The organism is Pseudomonas sp. NS1(2017) (assembly GCF_002269425.1).
In the GTDB taxonomy this organism is placed as follows: Bacteria; Pseudomonadota; Gammaproteobacteria; order Pseudomonadales; family Pseudomonadaceae; genus Aquipseudomonas; species Aquipseudomonas reactans.
This window is the reverse complement of the sequence record NZ_CP022960.1, coordinates 1,840,328-1,856,076: the sequence shown is the minus strand read 5'-3', so window position 1 is coordinate 1,856,076 and position 15,749 is coordinate 1,840,328. Positions and strand designations below refer to the sequence as shown.

Sequence of the window (15,749 nt, the reverse complement as noted above, 5' to 3'; positions counted from 1 at the left end):
CCATGCAAACTCGTGACGATATTTTCAACACCCTGCGCGACGCCTTGGTGGAACTGTTTGAACTGCCGCCGGAACGCGTCACCCTTGACGCCAACCTGTACCAAGACCTGGAAATCGACAGCATCGATGCGGTCGACTTGATCGACCATATCAAGCGCCAGACCGGCAAGAAGATCGCCGCCGAAGAATTCAAGGCCGTGCGCACCGTCAACGACGTGGTTGAGGCGGTGTACCGTCTGGTCACGCCTGCCGCATGAGCCGGCTGATTGGCCTCGGCCTGTTGTTGGCGGGGCTGCTGTACCCCTTTGCGGTGTATTACGGCACCGAACACTTCGCCCCGTGGCAATTCGGCCTGCTGCTGGGCAGCCTGTGGCTATTGCGCGCACTGACCGGTGCGCGACGCCCCGGCAGCCGCTGGATGGCGCTGGCGGTAATCGTGTTCTGCCTGCTGCTGGCCTGGTTCGACAACCCGCACTTGCTGCGCTGGTACCCGAGCCTGGTCAGCGGGTTCATGCTGGCGCTGTTTGGCTTGAGCCTCAAATACGGCCCGCCGATGGTCGAGCGCCTGGCGCGCATGACCGACCCGGTGCTGCCCCCGCATGCCATTGTGTATACCCGCCAGGTCACCGTGGTGTGGAGCGTGTTTTTTCTGTGTAATGGCCTGCTCGCCGCCGCCCTCACCCTGTGGGCGCCGCTGAGCTGGTGGACGTTGTACAACGGCCTGATCGCCTACGGGCTGATGGGGCTGTTGTTTGCCGTGGAATGGCTGGTACGACAAAGGGTTCGAGGCCGCGTATGAATGGGTTGAAACTTGAGCACTTGCTGCTTGAGCCGCTGGAACAGCGTCCGGTCACCACCGAACCTGCAATGAATCATGCCCAACTGTGGGAACAGTCCCTGAGCCTGGCCGCAGGCCTGCAAGCACGCGGCATCCAGCGCCTGGCCGTGTACCTGGAAGATGCCGGCCTGCTGTCGATTGCCCTGCTGGGCGCCTGGCGCGCCGGGGTCAGCGTGTTGTTGCCCGCCGACCTGCAACCTCAGACCCGCCAACGCTGGGACGAGGCCGTCGATGCCTGGCTGACCGAAGCGGCAGACCTGGACGCGCTGTACCAGGCGCCACTGGCTGCTGCCGCGCTCGATCTGGACGCTTGCCAACTAAGCCTGTGCACCTCTGGTTCCACCGGCGAGCCCAAGCGCATCGACAAGACCCTGCGCCAACTGGCCAACGAGGTCGAAGCCCTGGAAACCCTGTGGGGTCCGGACCTCAAGCACGCCTGCATCATTGGCAGCGTCGCCACCCAGCATATCTACGGCTTGTTGTTCCGCGTTCTGTGGCCGCTGTGCGCCGGCCGCACCTTCGTGCGCAAGCAACTGGCCTTCCCTGAAGACTTGCAGCGCGCCAGCCGTGAGCATGCCCGGTTCGCCTGGGTCGCCAGCCCGGCATTGCTCAAACGCATGGGCGACAACCTCGATTGGCCGGCGCTGAGCCAGGTGTCACGGGTATTTTCCTCCGGCGGCGCATTGCCGGTGGACGCCGCCGGCAGCCTGTACGACCGTTTGCAACAGTGGCCCACAGAAATCCTCGGCAGTTCGGAAACCGGCGGTATCGCCTGGCGCCAGGGTGCGCAGCCGTGGCAGCCGTTTGCCGACGTGCACCTGAGCCAGGATGCCGACGGCGCCCTGCGCATCGCTTCACCGTATTTGCCTGAAGGGCATATCGAACAAACCGCCGACGCTGCGCGCATCCATGCCGATGGTCGCTTCGAGCTGCTGGGCCGTCTGGACCGCATCGTCAAGCTGGAAGAAAAACGCATCTCCCTGCCCATGCTGGAACACGCGCTGATGACCCACCCGTGGGTCGCGGAAACGCGCCTGGGCGTGGTGCAGGAAAACCGCGCGTCCCTGGGCGCCTTGGTGGTGTTGAGTGCCGAGGGCCTGCATGCCTTGCGCAATCAGGGCCGACGCACGCTCACCCAAACACTGCGCCAACATTTGAGCCAGCATTGCGAAGCCCTGGCGCTGCCGCGTCGCTGGCGTTTACTGAGACAGTTGCCGCTGAACAGCCAAGGCAAACTGCCCCAGGCGCAGGTCGAGGCGCTGTTGGTGGCACCACGACCGAAAGCCCCGGAAGTAATGAAGCAGGTCGAAGCCGATGGCGAATGGACCTTGCAACTGAGCGTCCCGCCAGACCTGGCCTATTTCAGCGGGCACTTTCCGGTCACCCCAGTATTGCCGGGCGTGGTGCAGGTGGAATGGGCGTTCAACCTGGGCCAGCAACTGCTCGATTTACCGGCAACGTTTGCCGGGATGGAAGTGCTCAAGTTCCAGCAACTGGTGCGGCCGGGCGATGCGATCGAACTGCACCTGCGGTTTGATGCGGAACGCGGCAAGTTGTATTTCGCCTATCGCAACGGTGTGGCGGCCTGTTCCAGCGGCCGGATTTTACTGGAGGCCGCGCATGCATAACCCCTGCGCCCTGATCCCGGTCTACAACCACGAAGCCGCCGTGCCCGCCGTGATCCGCAGCCTGCTGGACAGCGGCCTGCCCTGCCTGCTGGTGGACGATGGCAGCAGCCCGGCCTGCGCCGCCGTGCTGGCGCAACTGGCCACCCTGGAAAACGTCACCCTGCTGACCCTGCCCACCAACCAGGGCAAGGGCGGTGCCGTGATGGCCGGTTTCCGCGAGGCCGCACGCCTGGGCTTCAGCCACGCCCTGCAAGTCGACGCCGACGGCCAGCATGACCTGCGCGAAGTCGAGACCTTCCTCGACACCTCCCGCCGGCACCCCGACGCGATCATCTGCGGCTACCCCGAATACGACGACAGCGTGCCCAAAGGCCGCCTGTACGCGCGCTACCTGACCCACGTGTGGGTATGGATCAACACCTTGTCGCTGCAGATCCGCGACTCGATGTGCGGCTTTCGCGTATACCCGCTGCCTCCGGTGCTGGCACTGATGGACTCGGCCTACATCGGCACACGCATGGATTTCGACTCCGACATCCTGGTGCGCCTGGCCTGGCGCAACCAGCCGATGCGCTGGCTGCCGACCCAGGTGCATTACCCGGCTGACGGCCTGTCGCACTTCCGGCTGTTCCGCGACAACGTACGCATCTCGGCCATGCACACCCGGTTGTTCTTCGGCATGTTGGTGCGCGCGCCACTGATCCTGTGGCGACGGTGGCAGGCATGAATGACAGCAGCAAACACTGGGCCGACCGCGAGGAACGCGGCAGCTATTGGCTGATGAAACTCACGGCTTTCGCCGCCAAGGTCCTTGGCCGCCGCCTGCTGAGCCCGGTGCTGTACGGCATCGTGTTGTACTTCTTCCTGTTTGGCCGCACCGCGCGCCGCAGCGCCTGGCAGTACCAGCAGCGCCTGGCCGACTGGAGCGGACGCGATGAACTGCGCCCCACCCACTGGAAAGTCTTCGGCCAGTTCATGGCGTTTGCCGACTCGCTGCTCGACAAACTCGACGTGTGGAACGGCAAGCTGCGCCTGGAGCAGATCGAGATCAACGACCCGGCGCAATTGCGCGGGCAACTGCGCGGCGAGCGCGGGCAGATGCTGGTGGGCGCGCACCTGGGCAACCTCGAAGTGTGCCGCGCCCTCGCCGAGATCGGCGAGCAGGTCACCATGAACGTACTGGTGCACACCAAGCACGCCGAGCAATTCAACCGCCTGCTGGGCGAAGCCGGGGCGACCCATTTGCGCCTGATCCAGGTCAGCGAGTTGGACCCGGCCACCATGTTGCTGCTCAGCCAGCGCCTGGACGACGGCGAATGGCTGGCCATTGCCGGCGACCGCGTGCCGCTGCACGGCGGGCGCACGGTGCGCGTGGATTTCCTCGGCCATGACGCGGCCTTCCCCCAAGGCCCGTGGCTGCTGGCCGGCCTGCTCAAATGCCCGGTGAACCTGCTGATGTGCCTCAAGCACACAGGCCGCTATCGCCTGAGCATTGAGCCTTTCGCCGAAATGATCGAATGGAAACGCAACACCCGCGAGCAGGTCATAGCCCTGTGGACCGCGCGCTACGCTGCACGCCTGGGCCAGTTCTGCCTGGAAGCGCCCCAACAATGGTTCAACTTTTACCCTTTCTGGAAGACCGATGACGACGCATCTTGAGCCGGTAACCTTTGGCGAACGCGCTTTGCGCATCGAAGACGTGCTGGCCCTGGCCAACCGTCAGGCGCCGACCCAATTGCAGGACGATGCCGCCTATCGCCAGCGCATTGCCAAGGGCGCGCAGTTCCTCGACTCCCTGCTGGACAAGGAAGGTGTGATCTACGGCGTGACCACCGGCTACGGCGACTCCTGCGTTGTGGCGGTGCCGTTGCAGCACGTCGAAGCCCTGCCGCGTCATCTGTACACCTTCCACGGTTGCGGCTTGGGCAAGTTGCTCGACGCCCAGGCCACCCGCGCCGTGCTGGCGGCGCGTTTGCAGTCGCTGTGCCACGGCGTGTCCGGCGTGCGCGTGGAGTTACTCGAACGCCTGCACGCGTTCCTTGAACACGACGTGCTGCCGCTGATCCCGGAAGAAGGCTCGGTGGGCGCCAGCGGAGATCTGACCCCGCTGTCCTACGTGGCCGCGACCCTGTCCGGCGAACGCGAGGTGATGTTCCGCGGCGAACGTCGCCAAGCCGCCGACGTGCACCGCGAGCTGGGCTGGGAACCGCTGGTGTTGCGCCCGAAGGAAGCCCTGGCGCTGATGAACGGCACCGCCGTGATGACCGGCCTGGCCTGCCTGGCCTTCGCCCGCGCCGACTACCTGCTGCAACTGGCCACGCGCATTACCGCGTTGAACGTGGTGGCGCTGCAGGGCAACCCGGAGCACTTCGACGAACGCCTGTTCGCCGCCAAGCCGCACCCTGGGCAGATGCAAGTCGCCGCCTGGCTGCGCAAGGACCTGGCGATCGACGCGCCGACCGCGCCGTTGCATCGCCTGCAAGACCGTTACTCGCTGCGCTGCGCGCCCCACGTCCTTGGCGTGCTGGCCGACAGCCTGAACTGGCTGCGCTCGTTCATCGAGATCGAGCTGAACAGCGCCAACGACAACCCGATCATCGACGCCGAAGAAGAGCGCGTACTGCACGGCGGGCATTTCTACGGCGGGCACATCGCCTTCGCCATGGACAGCCTCAAGACGCTGGTCGCCAACGTCGCCGACCTGCTCGACCGACAGCTCGCGTTGCTGGTGGACGTGCGTTACAACCATGGCCTGCCGAGCAACCTGTCTGGCGCACCGGCTGATCGCGCCATGATCAACCACGGCTTCAAGGCCGTGCAGATCGGCACCAGCGCCTGGACCGCCGAAGCGTTGAAAAATACGATGCCGGCCAGCGTGTTCTCGCGCTCCACCGAGTGCCACAACCAGGACAAGGTGAGCATGGGCACCATCGCCGCCCGCGATGCGATCCGTGTACTGGAGCTGACCGAACAGGTCGCTGCCGCCACGCTGCTCGCCGCCAATCAGGGTGTCTGGCTGCGCGCCCAGGCCGAAGATGCGCGACCGTTGCCACCCGCATTGGCAGCAATGCACGAAGCGCTGGCCAAGGACTTCCCACCCGTCATCGAAGACCGCGCCCTCGAAGGTGAGTTGCGCCTGTGCCTGCAACGTATTGCCGAGCAACACTGGAGGCTGCATGCGTAGCCAGGGCGTGCTGCATTGCGACACCGAAATCTTCGTGCCGTTTTTTGACGTCGACACCATGAACGTGGTGTGGCACGGGCATTACGTGAAGTACCTGGAAGTGGCGCGCTGTGCGTTGCTGGACAAGATCGGCCACAACTACACCGCGATGCTCGAATCCGGCTACGCCTGGCCGGTGATCGACATGCAGCTGCGCTACGTGCGTGGCGCGGTGTTCGGCCAGACCCTCAACGTGCGCGCCAGCCTGGTGGAGTGGGAGAACCGTTTGAAGGTCAATTACCTGATCACTGACCTGGCCAGCGGCGAGCGCCTGACCCGCGCCAGCACCGTGCAGGTGGCAGTGGAAATCGCCAGTCGCGAGATGCAGTTGGCCTCCCCCAAAATATTCACCGACGCCGTCGAAAAGGCCCTTTCATGAAATGGATCACCTTTCTGGGTGTGCTGCTGCTGTCGCTGCAAGCCCACGCCTTCGATCTGCAACAGCTCAGCGAGCAGTTGGCCAAACCCAGCGTGATCCACGGCAACTTCACCCAGGAAAAACACCTGCGCGCCCTGCCCCAGCCCTTGGTCAGCAAAGGCACCTTCGTCCTCGCCAAGGACCACGGCCTGCTGTGGCTGCTGAAAACCCCACTGCAACAGGACTACCGCATCAGCGCCCAGGGCATCGCCCGCCGCGACGCCAATGGCTGGCAACTGTTGCCGAACAAGAGCGCCGGCGCCGAGCAGAATCGCCTGTTCCTCGCCGTGCTCCAGGGCGACAGCAGCGGCTTGCAGCGTGACTTCGACTTGCAGCTGCAAGGCGAGGCGAAGCAATGGAAGCTCACGCTGATCCCGCGTTCACTGTTGCTCAAGCAGGTTTTCACCCAGATCAACATCGACGGCGGCGACTTGGTGCAGACCATCGAACTGTTGGAAACCCAAGGCGACAGCACTGTTTTGCGCATGCAGGACAGCACCGCCAGCCAACCCCTGAGCGAAGCGGAGCAACACGACTTTGCCCAGTGAGCGCCTGTTACCACGCCTGTTCCTGATCCTGCTGGTGGCCGTGCTGGCCCTGGCTGGCTGGCAGTGGCGTCATGGCGCGCCGTTGTCGGCCAACCTGATGGAACTGGTGCCGGGCAACACGCCGGACGCCTTGGAACAGCAAGCCGAACAGCGCATGCAGGAACCGTTGAACCGCGAGATGCTGGTACTGGTAGGCCATGCCGATCGTCAGCAAGCCGTGGCCGTGGCGCAACAATTGGGCGAGCGCTGGCAGGCCAGCGGGCTGTTTGAAAAAGTGCAGTGGAACCTGCAAGCCGACTTGCCGGCACTGCGCGAGCAATTGCTGCGCGGGCGCCTGGCAATGCTCTCGGCCAAGGACCGCGAGCAGTTGATCGAACAGCCTGACGCGTTTATCCAACAGCGCGTGCAAGCGCTGTTCGATCCCTTCACCGGGTTCAGCCTGGTGCCGAGCCAGGACGACTGGCTGGGCCTTACCGGGCGCATCCAGAACAGCCAGCCGCAGCACGGCTCGGTGCAGCTGGATATCGGCAGCGGCGCGTTGATCGCCGATGCCGATGGCAAGAGCTGGGTGCTGCTGCGTGCGCGCACCACCGGCAATGCCTTCGACATGAAACTGCCGCTGCAAGTGGCGGATTTGCTCCAGGGCAGTCGCGCGCAGGCCAGCGAACACGGCGCGCAATTACTCGCCGCCAGCGGCTTGCTCTACGCCGCCAACGGTCAGCAGCAAGCCACGCGCGAAATCACCTGGGTCGGCGGCGGCGCTACCGTCGGTATCCTGTTGTTGCTGCTGCTCGCCTTCCGCCGCTGGCGGGTGTTGCTGGCCTTTGTGCCGGTGCTGGTGGGCATGCTGTTTGGCGCGGTGGCCTGCGTGGCGCTGTTCGGCCATATGCATGTGATGACGCTGGTGCTGGGCTCCAGCCTGATCGGCGTGGCGGTGGATTACCCGCTGCATTACCTGTCGAAAAGCTGGAGCATGCAGCCTTGGCGCAGTTGGCCGGCGTTGCGCATCACCTTGCCGGGGTTGAGCCTGAGCCTGGCGACCAGTTGCATCGGCTACCTGGCGCTGGCCTGGACGCCATTCCCGGCGTTAACGCAAATCGCCATCTTCTCAGCCGCCGGCCTGGTCGGTGCCTACCTGTCCGCCGTGTGCCTGTTGCCGGCGCTGCTCAAGGGCGTCGAACTGCGCCCGGCGCAATGGCCGCTGCGCATCGCGCAATGCCTGTGGTTGGTGCGCGAATCGCTGCTCAAGCGCGTGCCAAGCCCTGTACTGCTGGCGCTGGTGTTGTTGTTTTGCGCCGGTGGCCTGTGGCACCTGAACAGCAAAAACGATATCCGCCAATGGATCGGCGCGCCGCCGCAATTGCTGCAAGAAGCGCAGGCCGTGGCGCGGATTACCGGGTTCCAGCCCACCAGCCAGTTCTTCCTGGTGCGGGCGGACAACCAGCAACAGTTGCTAGAGCGTCAGAGCGCGTTGGCGCAGCGCCTGGATCAATTGGTGAATATGGACAAGCTCCAGGGCTACCTGGCGCTCAATCAACTGGTCAGCCAGCCCGCCGAGCAACAGCAACTGCGTGACGCGCTGAACAACCTGCCGCAACACTGGCAGCCGCTGCTCGACCTCGGCGTGCCCGTCAGCGCACTGCAAGCCGAAGTCGCGCACCTGCAAGCGCTGCCCACCCAAGACATCGACGCTGCGCTGGCCGGCCCGATGGCCGAGCCTTGGCGCACGCTGTGGCTCGGCAAGGTCGACGGCGGCGTGGCGGCAATGGTCAGCCTGCAAGGCTTGAACAACCCCGCCTTGCTGCGTGTGCAGGCGCTGGACTTGCCGGGCGTGCAATTGGTCGACCGATTGGGCGACTTGAATCGGGTGTTCGCCGACACACAGATCAGCGCGGCTGAATTGAAGTTGATGTCCTGCGTGTTGATCGTACTGTTGCTGATCCTGCCGTTCGGTTTCGGCGGTGCCTTGCGTATCGTCGCGCTGCCGCTGCTGGCGGCCCTGTGCAGCCTGGCCAGCCTTGGATGGCTGGGCCAGCCGCTGACACTGTTCAGTCTGTTCGGCCTGCTACTGGTCACGGCCATCAGCGTCGACTACGCGATCCTGATGCGCGAGCAGATCGGCGGCCCGGCGGTCAGTCTCTTGGGCACCTTGTTGGCAGCGTTGACGACCTGGTTGTCGTTTGGCCTGCTGGCGGTGTCCAGTACACCGGCGGTGAGTAATTTCGGCTTATCGGTCAGCCTGGGCCTGGCATTCAGCTTTATGCTGGCGCCCTGGGCCGGGCAACAGAAACACGCCTTATGAATGTGATTATCGCCAATGTGGCAAGGAGCCCTCGTGCCCACAGTTGAAATGGAACGTCGTCAGGTGGTGGTGATCGGTGCCGGTCCGTCCGGGGCCATCGCCGCCGCGCTGTTAAAGCGCAAAGGGCATGATGTATTGATCATCGAGCGCCAGCATTTCCCACGGTTCTCGATTGGCGAAAGCCTGCTGTCGCACTGCATCGATTTCATCGAAGAGGCCGGCATGCTCGATGCGGTCCAGGCCGCAGGGTTCCAGGTGAAAACCGGCGCCGCGTTCGCCTGGGGCGAGCGTTACAGTGCGTTTGACTTCAGTGACACCTTCAGCAACGGCAAGCCGACCACCTTCCAGGTGCAGCGCGGCGAGTTCGACAAGTTGCTGGCCGATCAGGCCGCCAAGCAAGGCGTGGAGATCCGCTACGGCGAAACTATCGTCGGCGTGGATTTCAGCGGCGAGAGCCGCTACCTGCATGTGCGCCGTGAGAACGGCAGCGAGTACCACCTCAAGGCCAAGTTCGTACTCGACGCCAGCGGCTATGGCCGCGTGCTGCCTCGTCTGCTGGACCTGGACCTGCCGTCCGACTTCCCCGTACGCCAAGCCGTGTTCACCCACGTCGAAGACCGCATCGAACATCAAGGCTTTGATCGCACCAAGATTCTGGTGACCACCCATCCAACCCAGCGTGATATCTGGTTCTGGACCATCCCATTCAGCAACGGGCGTTGTTCGGTGGGCGTGGTCGCGGCCAAGGAGCATTTCGACGGTCGCGATGGCGACCTCGACGCCTGCCTGCGCGGCTTTATCGCCGAAACCCCGAGCCTTGCCGGCGTGCTGCAAAACGCCGTGTGGGATACGCCGGCGCGCACCCTCGGTGGCTACGCGGCCAACGTCAAAACCCTGCACGGACCGGGCTTCGCGCTGCTGGGCAATGCGGCGGAATTCCTCGACCCGGTGTTTTCTTCCGGGGTGACCATCGCCATGCGCTCGGCAAGCATGGCGGCCGCTGTGTTGCACCGTCAGCTCAAGGGCGAAACCGTGGACTGGGAAAGCGAGTTTGCCGTGCCCTTGAAACGCGGCGTGGACACCTTCCGCTGCTACGTCGAGGGCTGGTACGCCGGGACGTTCCAGGATGTGATCTACCACCCGGACAGCTCGCCGGAGATTCGCCGGATGATCTGCTCGATCCTCGCCGGCTACGCCTGGGATGAGCGCAACCCGTTTGTCAGCGAGCCCAAGCGGCGGTTGCGGATGTTGTCGGAGATTTGTGCGAGTGAGCCGGTATGAGCAGTCAGTACTTAAGTAAGAACTACGTCGAAGAAACCAGGTTCGGCTTCTGGTTCCTGCGCAGCCACACCTGGCAGCACCATGTGCTGCGCGTGGCGATCAACGACCTGCGCAGCCTGTTTACCGACCCATTGCCAGAGGCGCCGGTATTGCTCGACGCCGGTTGTGGCCAGGGCAAGTCGTTCCAGTACTTGCAGCAGGTGTTCGCTCCCGCACGCTTGATCGGCCTGGATGCCGACCCGCACAGCCTGGAACTGAGCCGTGCAGAAGCCCGGCGCCAAGGCTTGGCCATCGAGCTGATCGGCAGCGACTGCGCCACCTTGCAAGTGCCGGACGCCAGCGTCGATATCCTGTTCTGCCACCAGACCTTCCACCATCTGGTCGAGCAACATCGCGCGCTCAAAGAGTTCTACCGCGTGCTCAAGCCGGGCGGTTATCTGTTGTTTGCAGAATCCACCGAAGCCTACATCGACACCTGGGTGATTCGCTGGCTGTTCCGCCACCCGATGCATGTGCAGAAAAGCGCCGAGCAATACCTGGAGATGCTTCGTGAGCAGGGCTTTGAATTTGGCCCGCAGAACGTCTCGTACCCGTACTTGTGGTGGAGCCGCTCCAGCGACTTCGGCCTGCTGGAACGCTGGGGCCTGCGCAAGGCGCCGCCGGTGGGCCAGCGCGAGGAAACATTGGTCAACTGCGTGGCACGCAAACCGCTGACGAGTGCTGCCCCATGATGCGCATGCTGTTGATCGGCTGCCTGTTGCTGCTGAGCGCCTGCGCCAGCCAGCCGCCGCTACCGGAGAAAACCCCAGCCCTGGCCTTGCCGCTGCAATTGCATGTGCAGCGCCTGGCCGACGGCCAGAGTCAGGACTGGCTGTTGGTGATCCAGCGCGAAAGCGGCGGCATTCGCTGGTCGATGATGGACCCGCTGGGCATTCCCCAGGCCCGACAAAAACTGATCGATGGCGAGTGGCAGGCCGACGGCTTGCTGCCGCCCAATCCCCAGGCGCGCGAGCTGTTCGCCGCGCTGCTGTTTGCCCTGACATCGGCCGATGACGTGCGCGCGCTCTACCCCAACGCCCAGGCCATGGACCTGACGCGCACCCTGCCGGGCCATTGGCAGATCGTGTATCAATCGTCCGAGGTCTTCAGCGTGAACATGATCGGCCAGCCGTTGAGCTACCGCATCACGCCGCTCGGGGCCGGCCGATGAGCGCCTACCTCAACGCCCTGGGCGTGATCTGCGCCCTCGGCCGTGGCCAGGATGAAGTCAGCCGCAGCCTGTTTGCCGGTGACTGCTCCGGCATGCGCACCGAAAGCGGCTGGGTGCCGGAACGCGTGTTGCCGGTAGCCGGTGTGCACGGCGAGCTGGCAACCCTTCCCGCCGAACTGGGCCAGCAAAGCAGCCGCAATAACCAGTTGCTGCTGGAAGCGGCGTTGCAGATTGAGGGTGATATCCGCCAGGCGATCCACACCTACGGCGCATCACGCGTCGGCGTTGTGCTCGGCACCAGCACCTCGGGCATCGACGAAGCCAGTCGCGGCATCGCGCACTTTTTGCGGGAACACCAGTTCCCCGGCGACTACGACTACCAGCAGCAGGAACTCAGCGCCCCGGCGAATTTCCTCGCCGACTGGCTGCAACTGAGCGGCCCGGCCTATGTGATCTCCACCGCCTGCACCTCCAGCGCCCGTGCGTTGATGAGTGCCCAGCGCCTGCTGGACCTGGGTGTGTGCGATGCGGTGATCTGCGGCGGCGTCGACAGCCTGTGCAAGCTGACCCTCAACGGTTTCAGCTCATTGGAAGCAGTGTCGAACCAGCGCTGCAATCCGTTCTCGGTGAACCGCAACGGCATCAACATCGGCGAAGCGGCCGTACTGTTCCTGATGAGCAAGCAACCCGCGCCCATCGCCCTGCTGGGCAGCGGCGCCAGTTGCGATGCGCACCATATCTCCGCGCCCGAGCCCACCGGCAAAGGCGCGTTGCAGTCAATGCGCAAAGCCTTGGCCAGCGCCCGATTGCAGCCTGAGCAGATCGGCTACCTGAACCTGCACGGCACGGCCACCCAACATAACGACGCCATGGAAAGCCTGGCCGTCGCCAGCCTGTTCCCGCACGGCGTGGCCTGCTCATCGACCAAACCCATGAGCGGCCACACCCTGGGCGCAGCCGGTGCGCTGGAAGCGGCGTTCTGCTGGTTGAGCCTGGCTCACAACCGCGTCCCACCCCACGTGTGGGACGGCCAGGCCGACCCGGCCCTGCCCGTCTTGCAGTGGGCGCAGGCCTCAGAAACCCTAGGAAAGCGCTGCCTGATGAGCAATTCGTTTGCCTTCGGCGGCAACAACGTCAGCCTGATTATCGGAGAGGCCCCATGATTGCTTGGCCACTCGCTGAACTGCTGCCCCATGCGGGCGACATGATCCTGATCGACCAGGTGTTGTCGTTCGATGAAGAGCAGATCCACACCCGCGTCACGGTCAAACCCGGCGGCCTGTTCAACCGCCCGGACGGCAGCCTGCCGGCCTGGGTCGGCATCGAGCTGATGGCGCAAAGCGTCGCCGCCTACGCCGGTTGCCGCGCGCGCCAGAAAGGCGAAGCGGTGGAACTGGGCTTCCTGCTCGGCACACGTAAGTTCGAGTGCAATGTGGAGCACTTCCCGGCAGGCGCCGAACTGGCTATCCACGGGCTGCGCTCACTGGAAGACGACAACGGCATGGGTGTGTTCGAATGCCACCTGACCGGCGACGGGATCCAGGCCAGCGCCCGCTTGAATGTATTTCGACCGCCCCAGGCGGCCAACTATTTAGATGAATCGAAGGACGTAACGCCATGACTGAATCCGTACTGGTCACCGGCTCCAGCCGTGGCATCGGCCGCGCCATCGCACTGCGCCTGGCCCAGGCCGGGCATGACATCGTGCTGCATTGCCGCAGTGGCCGTAGCGACGCCGATGCAGTGCAGGCCGAAGTTGAAGCCCTGGGCCGCAAGGCGCGGGTGCTGCAATTCGATGTGGCGGATCGCGCGGCGTGCAAGGAGATTCTGGAAGCGGATGTTGAGCAACACGGCGCCTATTACGGCGTGGTACTCAACGCCGGCCTGACCCGTGACGGCGCCTTCCCGGCCTTGTCGGAAGACGATTGGGATGTGGTGATGCGCACCAACCTCGATGGTTTCTACAACGTGCTGCACCCGGTGATGATGCCGATGATTCGTCGTCGCGCGGCTGGGCGCATCGTGTGCATCACCTCGGTCTCCGGGCTGATCGGCAATCGCGGCCAGGTCAATTACAGCGCCTCCAAAGCCGGCTTGATCGGTGCGGCCAAGGCCCTGGCCATCGAGCTGGGCAAGCGCAAGATCACCGTCAACTGCGTCGCCCCCGGCTTGATCGACACCGCCATGCTGGATGAGAACGTGCCGGTGGAAGAACTGATGAAGATGATCCCCGCGCAACGCATGGGCACCCCGGAAGAGGTGGCCGGCGCGGTGAATTTCCTGATGTCGGCCGAAGCCGGTTACATCACGCGCCAGGTGCTGGCGGTGAATGGGGGCCTGTGCTGATGAAACGCGTCGTAGTGACCGGCATGGCCGGTATGACTTCACTGGGCGGCGACTGGGAAACCATTTCCGCCAACTTCCGCGCCAACCGCAGCGGCATCCGGCGCATGGATGAGTGGGACCGCTTTACCGAACTGAACACGCGCCTGGCCGGGCCGATCGACGATTTTGTCGTGCCCGCGCACTGGACGCGCAAACAATTGCGCAGCATGGGCCGGGTGTCGCGCCTTGCAGTGTGGGCGGCAGAGCAGGCGTTGCAGGACGCGGGCTTGCTCGGCGATGAGTCAATCAAGGACGGGCGCATGGGCGTGGCCTGTGGCTCGTCCACCGGCAGCACCGACGAGATCAAGGCGTTCGGCAACATGCTGCTGAACTCGGTGGCCGAGGGGCTGAATGCCAACTCCTATGTGCGCATGATGCCGCACACCACGGCGGCGAATATCAGCATCTTCTTTGGCCTGACCGGGCGGCTGATCCCCACGTCCAGCGCTTGCACCAGCGGCAGCCAAGGCATCGGCTATGCCTATGAAGCAATCAAGTTCGGCCGCCTGCCGTTGATGCTCGCCGGCGGCGCCGAGGAGCTGTGCCCCACCGAAGCCATGGTGTTTGACGCGCTCTACGCCACCAGCCTGAAAAACGATGCGCCTCAGACCAGTCCACGTCCCTATGACAGTGGTCGTGACGGTCTGGTGATCGGTGAAGGCGGCGGCATGCTGGTGTTGGAAGAACTGGAACACGCGTTGGCACGCGGTGCGCATATCCACGCCGAGCTGGTGGGCTTCGGCAGCAACGCCGACGGCCAGCACACCACCCGCCCAGAGCAGAAAACCATGCGCCGTGCGATGGAACTGGCCCTGGAAGATGCCGGGCTGGAGCCTTCCGCGATCGGCTACGTGAACGGCCACGGCACCGCCACCGACCAGGGCGATATCGCCGAAACGCTGGCGACCAGCAGCCTGTTCGGCAGCCGCATGTCTATCAGCTCGCAGAAGAGTTTCCTCGGCCACACCCTGGGTGCGTGCGGCGCGCTGGAGTCGTGGTTCAGCATCGAGATGATGAACCGCGACCAATACGTGCACACCTTCAACCTGGATTCGGTCGACCCGCAATGCGGCGAGTTGGATTACCTGCAAGGTGAGTTCCGCGAGATGCACCACGACTACGTGATGAACAACAACTTTGCCTTTGGCGGCGTCAACACCTCGCTGATCTTCCGCCGCTGGTCCTGACCTTTAAATCGATTGGAGAATACGGAATGTCTTCCTTGCTACGCGTCACCCTGATCACCCTGGCCCTGTTGGTCACCGCCGGTTGCACCAGCAAGCCGATCCTCAATACCCAGCACGACCTGCCGGCCGACGCCCAGGTCAGCGAAGAAAAAATGAAAACGGTGATCGTCAACGCCCTGCAAAAACGCGAGTGGACGGTACAACGCCTGAGCCCGCAGCTGGTACAGGCCGAGATCAACGTGCGTAACCAGTATTACGCAGCCATCGACATCCGCTACACCCGCAACAGCTACGCCATCACCTACCGCGACAGCCGCGACCTGGGCTACAAGGACGGCAAGATCCATCGCAACTACAACCGTTGGGTGAACAATCTGGACAGCGACATCATGGCGGGGTTGCGCAGCAATGGCGTGAATGAGGCAGGGACGGCGGCGCAGTTGTTTGAGCAAACCGGCACCACCAAATAAAACGAATTCAGGCTCTACAGAAACGACAAAGGGCGCCTTTCGGCGCCCTCTTCACAAACAGGTTGGCTTGTCATCGCCGCTTCCTGCCTGGCTCTGCGATTGCTGGTTGCCCAGGATCCTCAGAGTCTCACAAGCCCCTTTCGGGAACGTGGGCAGTATGCCTGAAAACATCCCTGGGGCAACCCGTGGCAAAGTGCTGATTTGACAACTAACGCAGTACCTGTGGCGAGCGGGCTTGCCCCGCGTTGGGCTGCGTAGC

General features: G+C 63.9%; 17 protein-coding genes. All 17 read left to right on the top strand.

What is annotated here, in order from left to right:
• The first annotated feature begins 2 nt into the window (after positions 1 to 2).
• From CI807_RS08880 to CI807_RS08800, 17 genes are read left to right on the top strand one after another with little or no spacing between them, the layout of a single operon-like run.
• Positions 3 to 257 carry an acyl carrier protein gene (locus CI807_RS08880; protein WP_016979215.1) on the top strand — a complete coding sequence of 85 codons (255 nt, stop codon included), beginning with the start codon at positions 3 to 5 and terminating at the stop codon, positions 255 to 257.
• Positions 254 to 799, top strand: coding sequence for a hypothetical protein (locus tag CI807_RS08875; protein ID WP_095014410.1), 546 nt, complete (start codon positions 254 to 256; stop codon positions 797 to 799). Before CI807_RS08880 ends, CI807_RS08875 begins: the two co-directional genes overlap by 4 nt.
• A complete protein-coding gene (locus CI807_RS08870) occupies positions 796 to 2,466 on the top strand; it encodes an acyl-CoA synthetase family protein (protein WP_095014409.1) in 1,671 nt (556 codons plus the stop codon). The genes CI807_RS08875 and CI807_RS08870 overlap by 4 nt, the downstream gene beginning before the upstream one ends.
• On the top strand, positions 2,459 to 3,193 hold the full coding sequence (locus CI807_RS08865) for a glycosyltransferase family 2 protein (protein WP_095014408.1): 735 nt from the start codon (positions 2,459 to 2,461) through the stop codon (positions 3,191 to 3,193). Before CI807_RS08870 ends, CI807_RS08865 begins: the two co-directional genes overlap by 8 nt.
• A complete protein-coding gene (locus CI807_RS08860) occupies positions 3,190 to 4,125 on the top strand; it encodes a glycosyl transferase (protein ID WP_095014407.1) in 936 nt (311 codons plus the stop codon). Before CI807_RS08865 ends, CI807_RS08860 begins: the two co-directional genes overlap by 4 nt.
• On the top strand, positions 4,109 to 5,650 hold the full coding sequence (hutH, locus tag CI807_RS08855; RefSeq protein WP_095014406.1) for a histidine ammonia-lyase: 1,542 nt from the start codon (positions 4,109 to 4,111) through the stop codon (positions 5,648 to 5,650). Before CI807_RS08860 ends, hutH begins: the two co-directional genes overlap by 17 nt.
• On the top strand, positions 5,643 to 6,068 hold the full coding sequence (locus tag CI807_RS08850; protein ID WP_095014405.1) for a thioesterase family protein: 426 nt from the start codon (positions 5,643 to 5,645) through the stop codon (positions 6,066 to 6,068). Before hutH ends, CI807_RS08850 begins: the two co-directional genes overlap by 8 nt.
• Positions 6,065 to 6,655, top strand: coding sequence for an outer membrane lipoprotein carrier protein LolA (locus CI807_RS08845; protein WP_095014404.1), 591 nt, complete (start codon positions 6,065 to 6,067; stop codon positions 6,653 to 6,655). Before CI807_RS08850 ends, CI807_RS08845 begins: the two co-directional genes overlap by 4 nt.
• The gene (locus CI807_RS08840) at positions 6,645 to 8,957 is read left to right on the top strand and encodes an MMPL family transporter (protein WP_095014403.1); all 2,313 of its coding nucleotides are present in this window, start codon (positions 6,645 to 6,647) and stop codon (positions 8,955 to 8,957) included. The genes CI807_RS08845 and CI807_RS08840 overlap by 11 nt, the downstream gene beginning before the upstream one ends.
• Before the next feature lie 33 nt (positions 8,958 to 8,990).
• The gene (locus tag CI807_RS08835) at positions 8,991 to 10,238 is read left to right on the top strand and encodes an NAD(P)/FAD-dependent oxidoreductase (RefSeq protein ID WP_177409570.1); all 1,248 of its coding nucleotides are present in this window, start codon (positions 8,991 to 8,993) and stop codon (positions 10,236 to 10,238) included.
• Positions 10,235 to 10,969 (top strand): class I SAM-dependent methyltransferase, encoded by a 735-nt coding sequence (locus CI807_RS08830; RefSeq protein WP_095014401.1) that lies wholly within the window; start codon positions 10,235 to 10,237, stop codon positions 10,967 to 10,969. Before CI807_RS08835 ends, CI807_RS08830 begins: the two co-directional genes overlap by 4 nt.
• Entirely contained in the window at positions 10,966 to 11,448 is a 483-nt protein-coding gene (locus CI807_RS08825; RefSeq protein WP_095014400.1) for a hypothetical protein, read from the top strand. The genes CI807_RS08830 and CI807_RS08825 overlap by 4 nt, the downstream gene beginning before the upstream one ends.
• Entirely contained in the window at positions 11,445 to 12,611 is a 1,167-nt protein-coding gene (locus tag CI807_RS08820) for a beta-ketoacyl-[acyl-carrier-protein] synthase family protein (protein ID WP_095014399.1), read from the top strand. The genes CI807_RS08825 and CI807_RS08820 overlap by 4 nt, the downstream gene beginning before the upstream one ends.
• A complete protein-coding gene (locus CI807_RS08815) occupies positions 12,608 to 13,069 on the top strand; it encodes a hotdog family protein (protein WP_095014398.1) in 462 nt (153 codons plus the stop codon). Before CI807_RS08820 ends, CI807_RS08815 begins: the two co-directional genes overlap by 4 nt.
• On the top strand, positions 13,066 to 13,794 hold the full coding sequence (locus tag CI807_RS08810) for a 3-ketoacyl-ACP reductase FabG2 (protein WP_095014397.1): 729 nt from the start codon (positions 13,066 to 13,068) through the stop codon (positions 13,792 to 13,794). Before CI807_RS08815 ends, CI807_RS08810 begins: the two co-directional genes overlap by 4 nt.
• Positions 13,794 to 15,020 (top strand): beta-ketoacyl-ACP synthase, encoded by a 1,227-nt coding sequence (locus CI807_RS08805; protein WP_095014396.1) that lies wholly within the window; start codon positions 13,794 to 13,796, stop codon positions 15,018 to 15,020. Before CI807_RS08810 ends, CI807_RS08805 begins: the two co-directional genes overlap by 1 nt.
• A 26-nt stretch (positions 15,021 to 15,046) precedes the next feature.
• A complete protein-coding gene (locus CI807_RS08800) occupies positions 15,047 to 15,490 on the top strand; it encodes a hypothetical protein (protein WP_095014395.1) in 444 nt (147 codons plus the stop codon).
• The last annotated feature ends 259 nt before the right edge of the window (positions 15,491 to 15,749 follow it).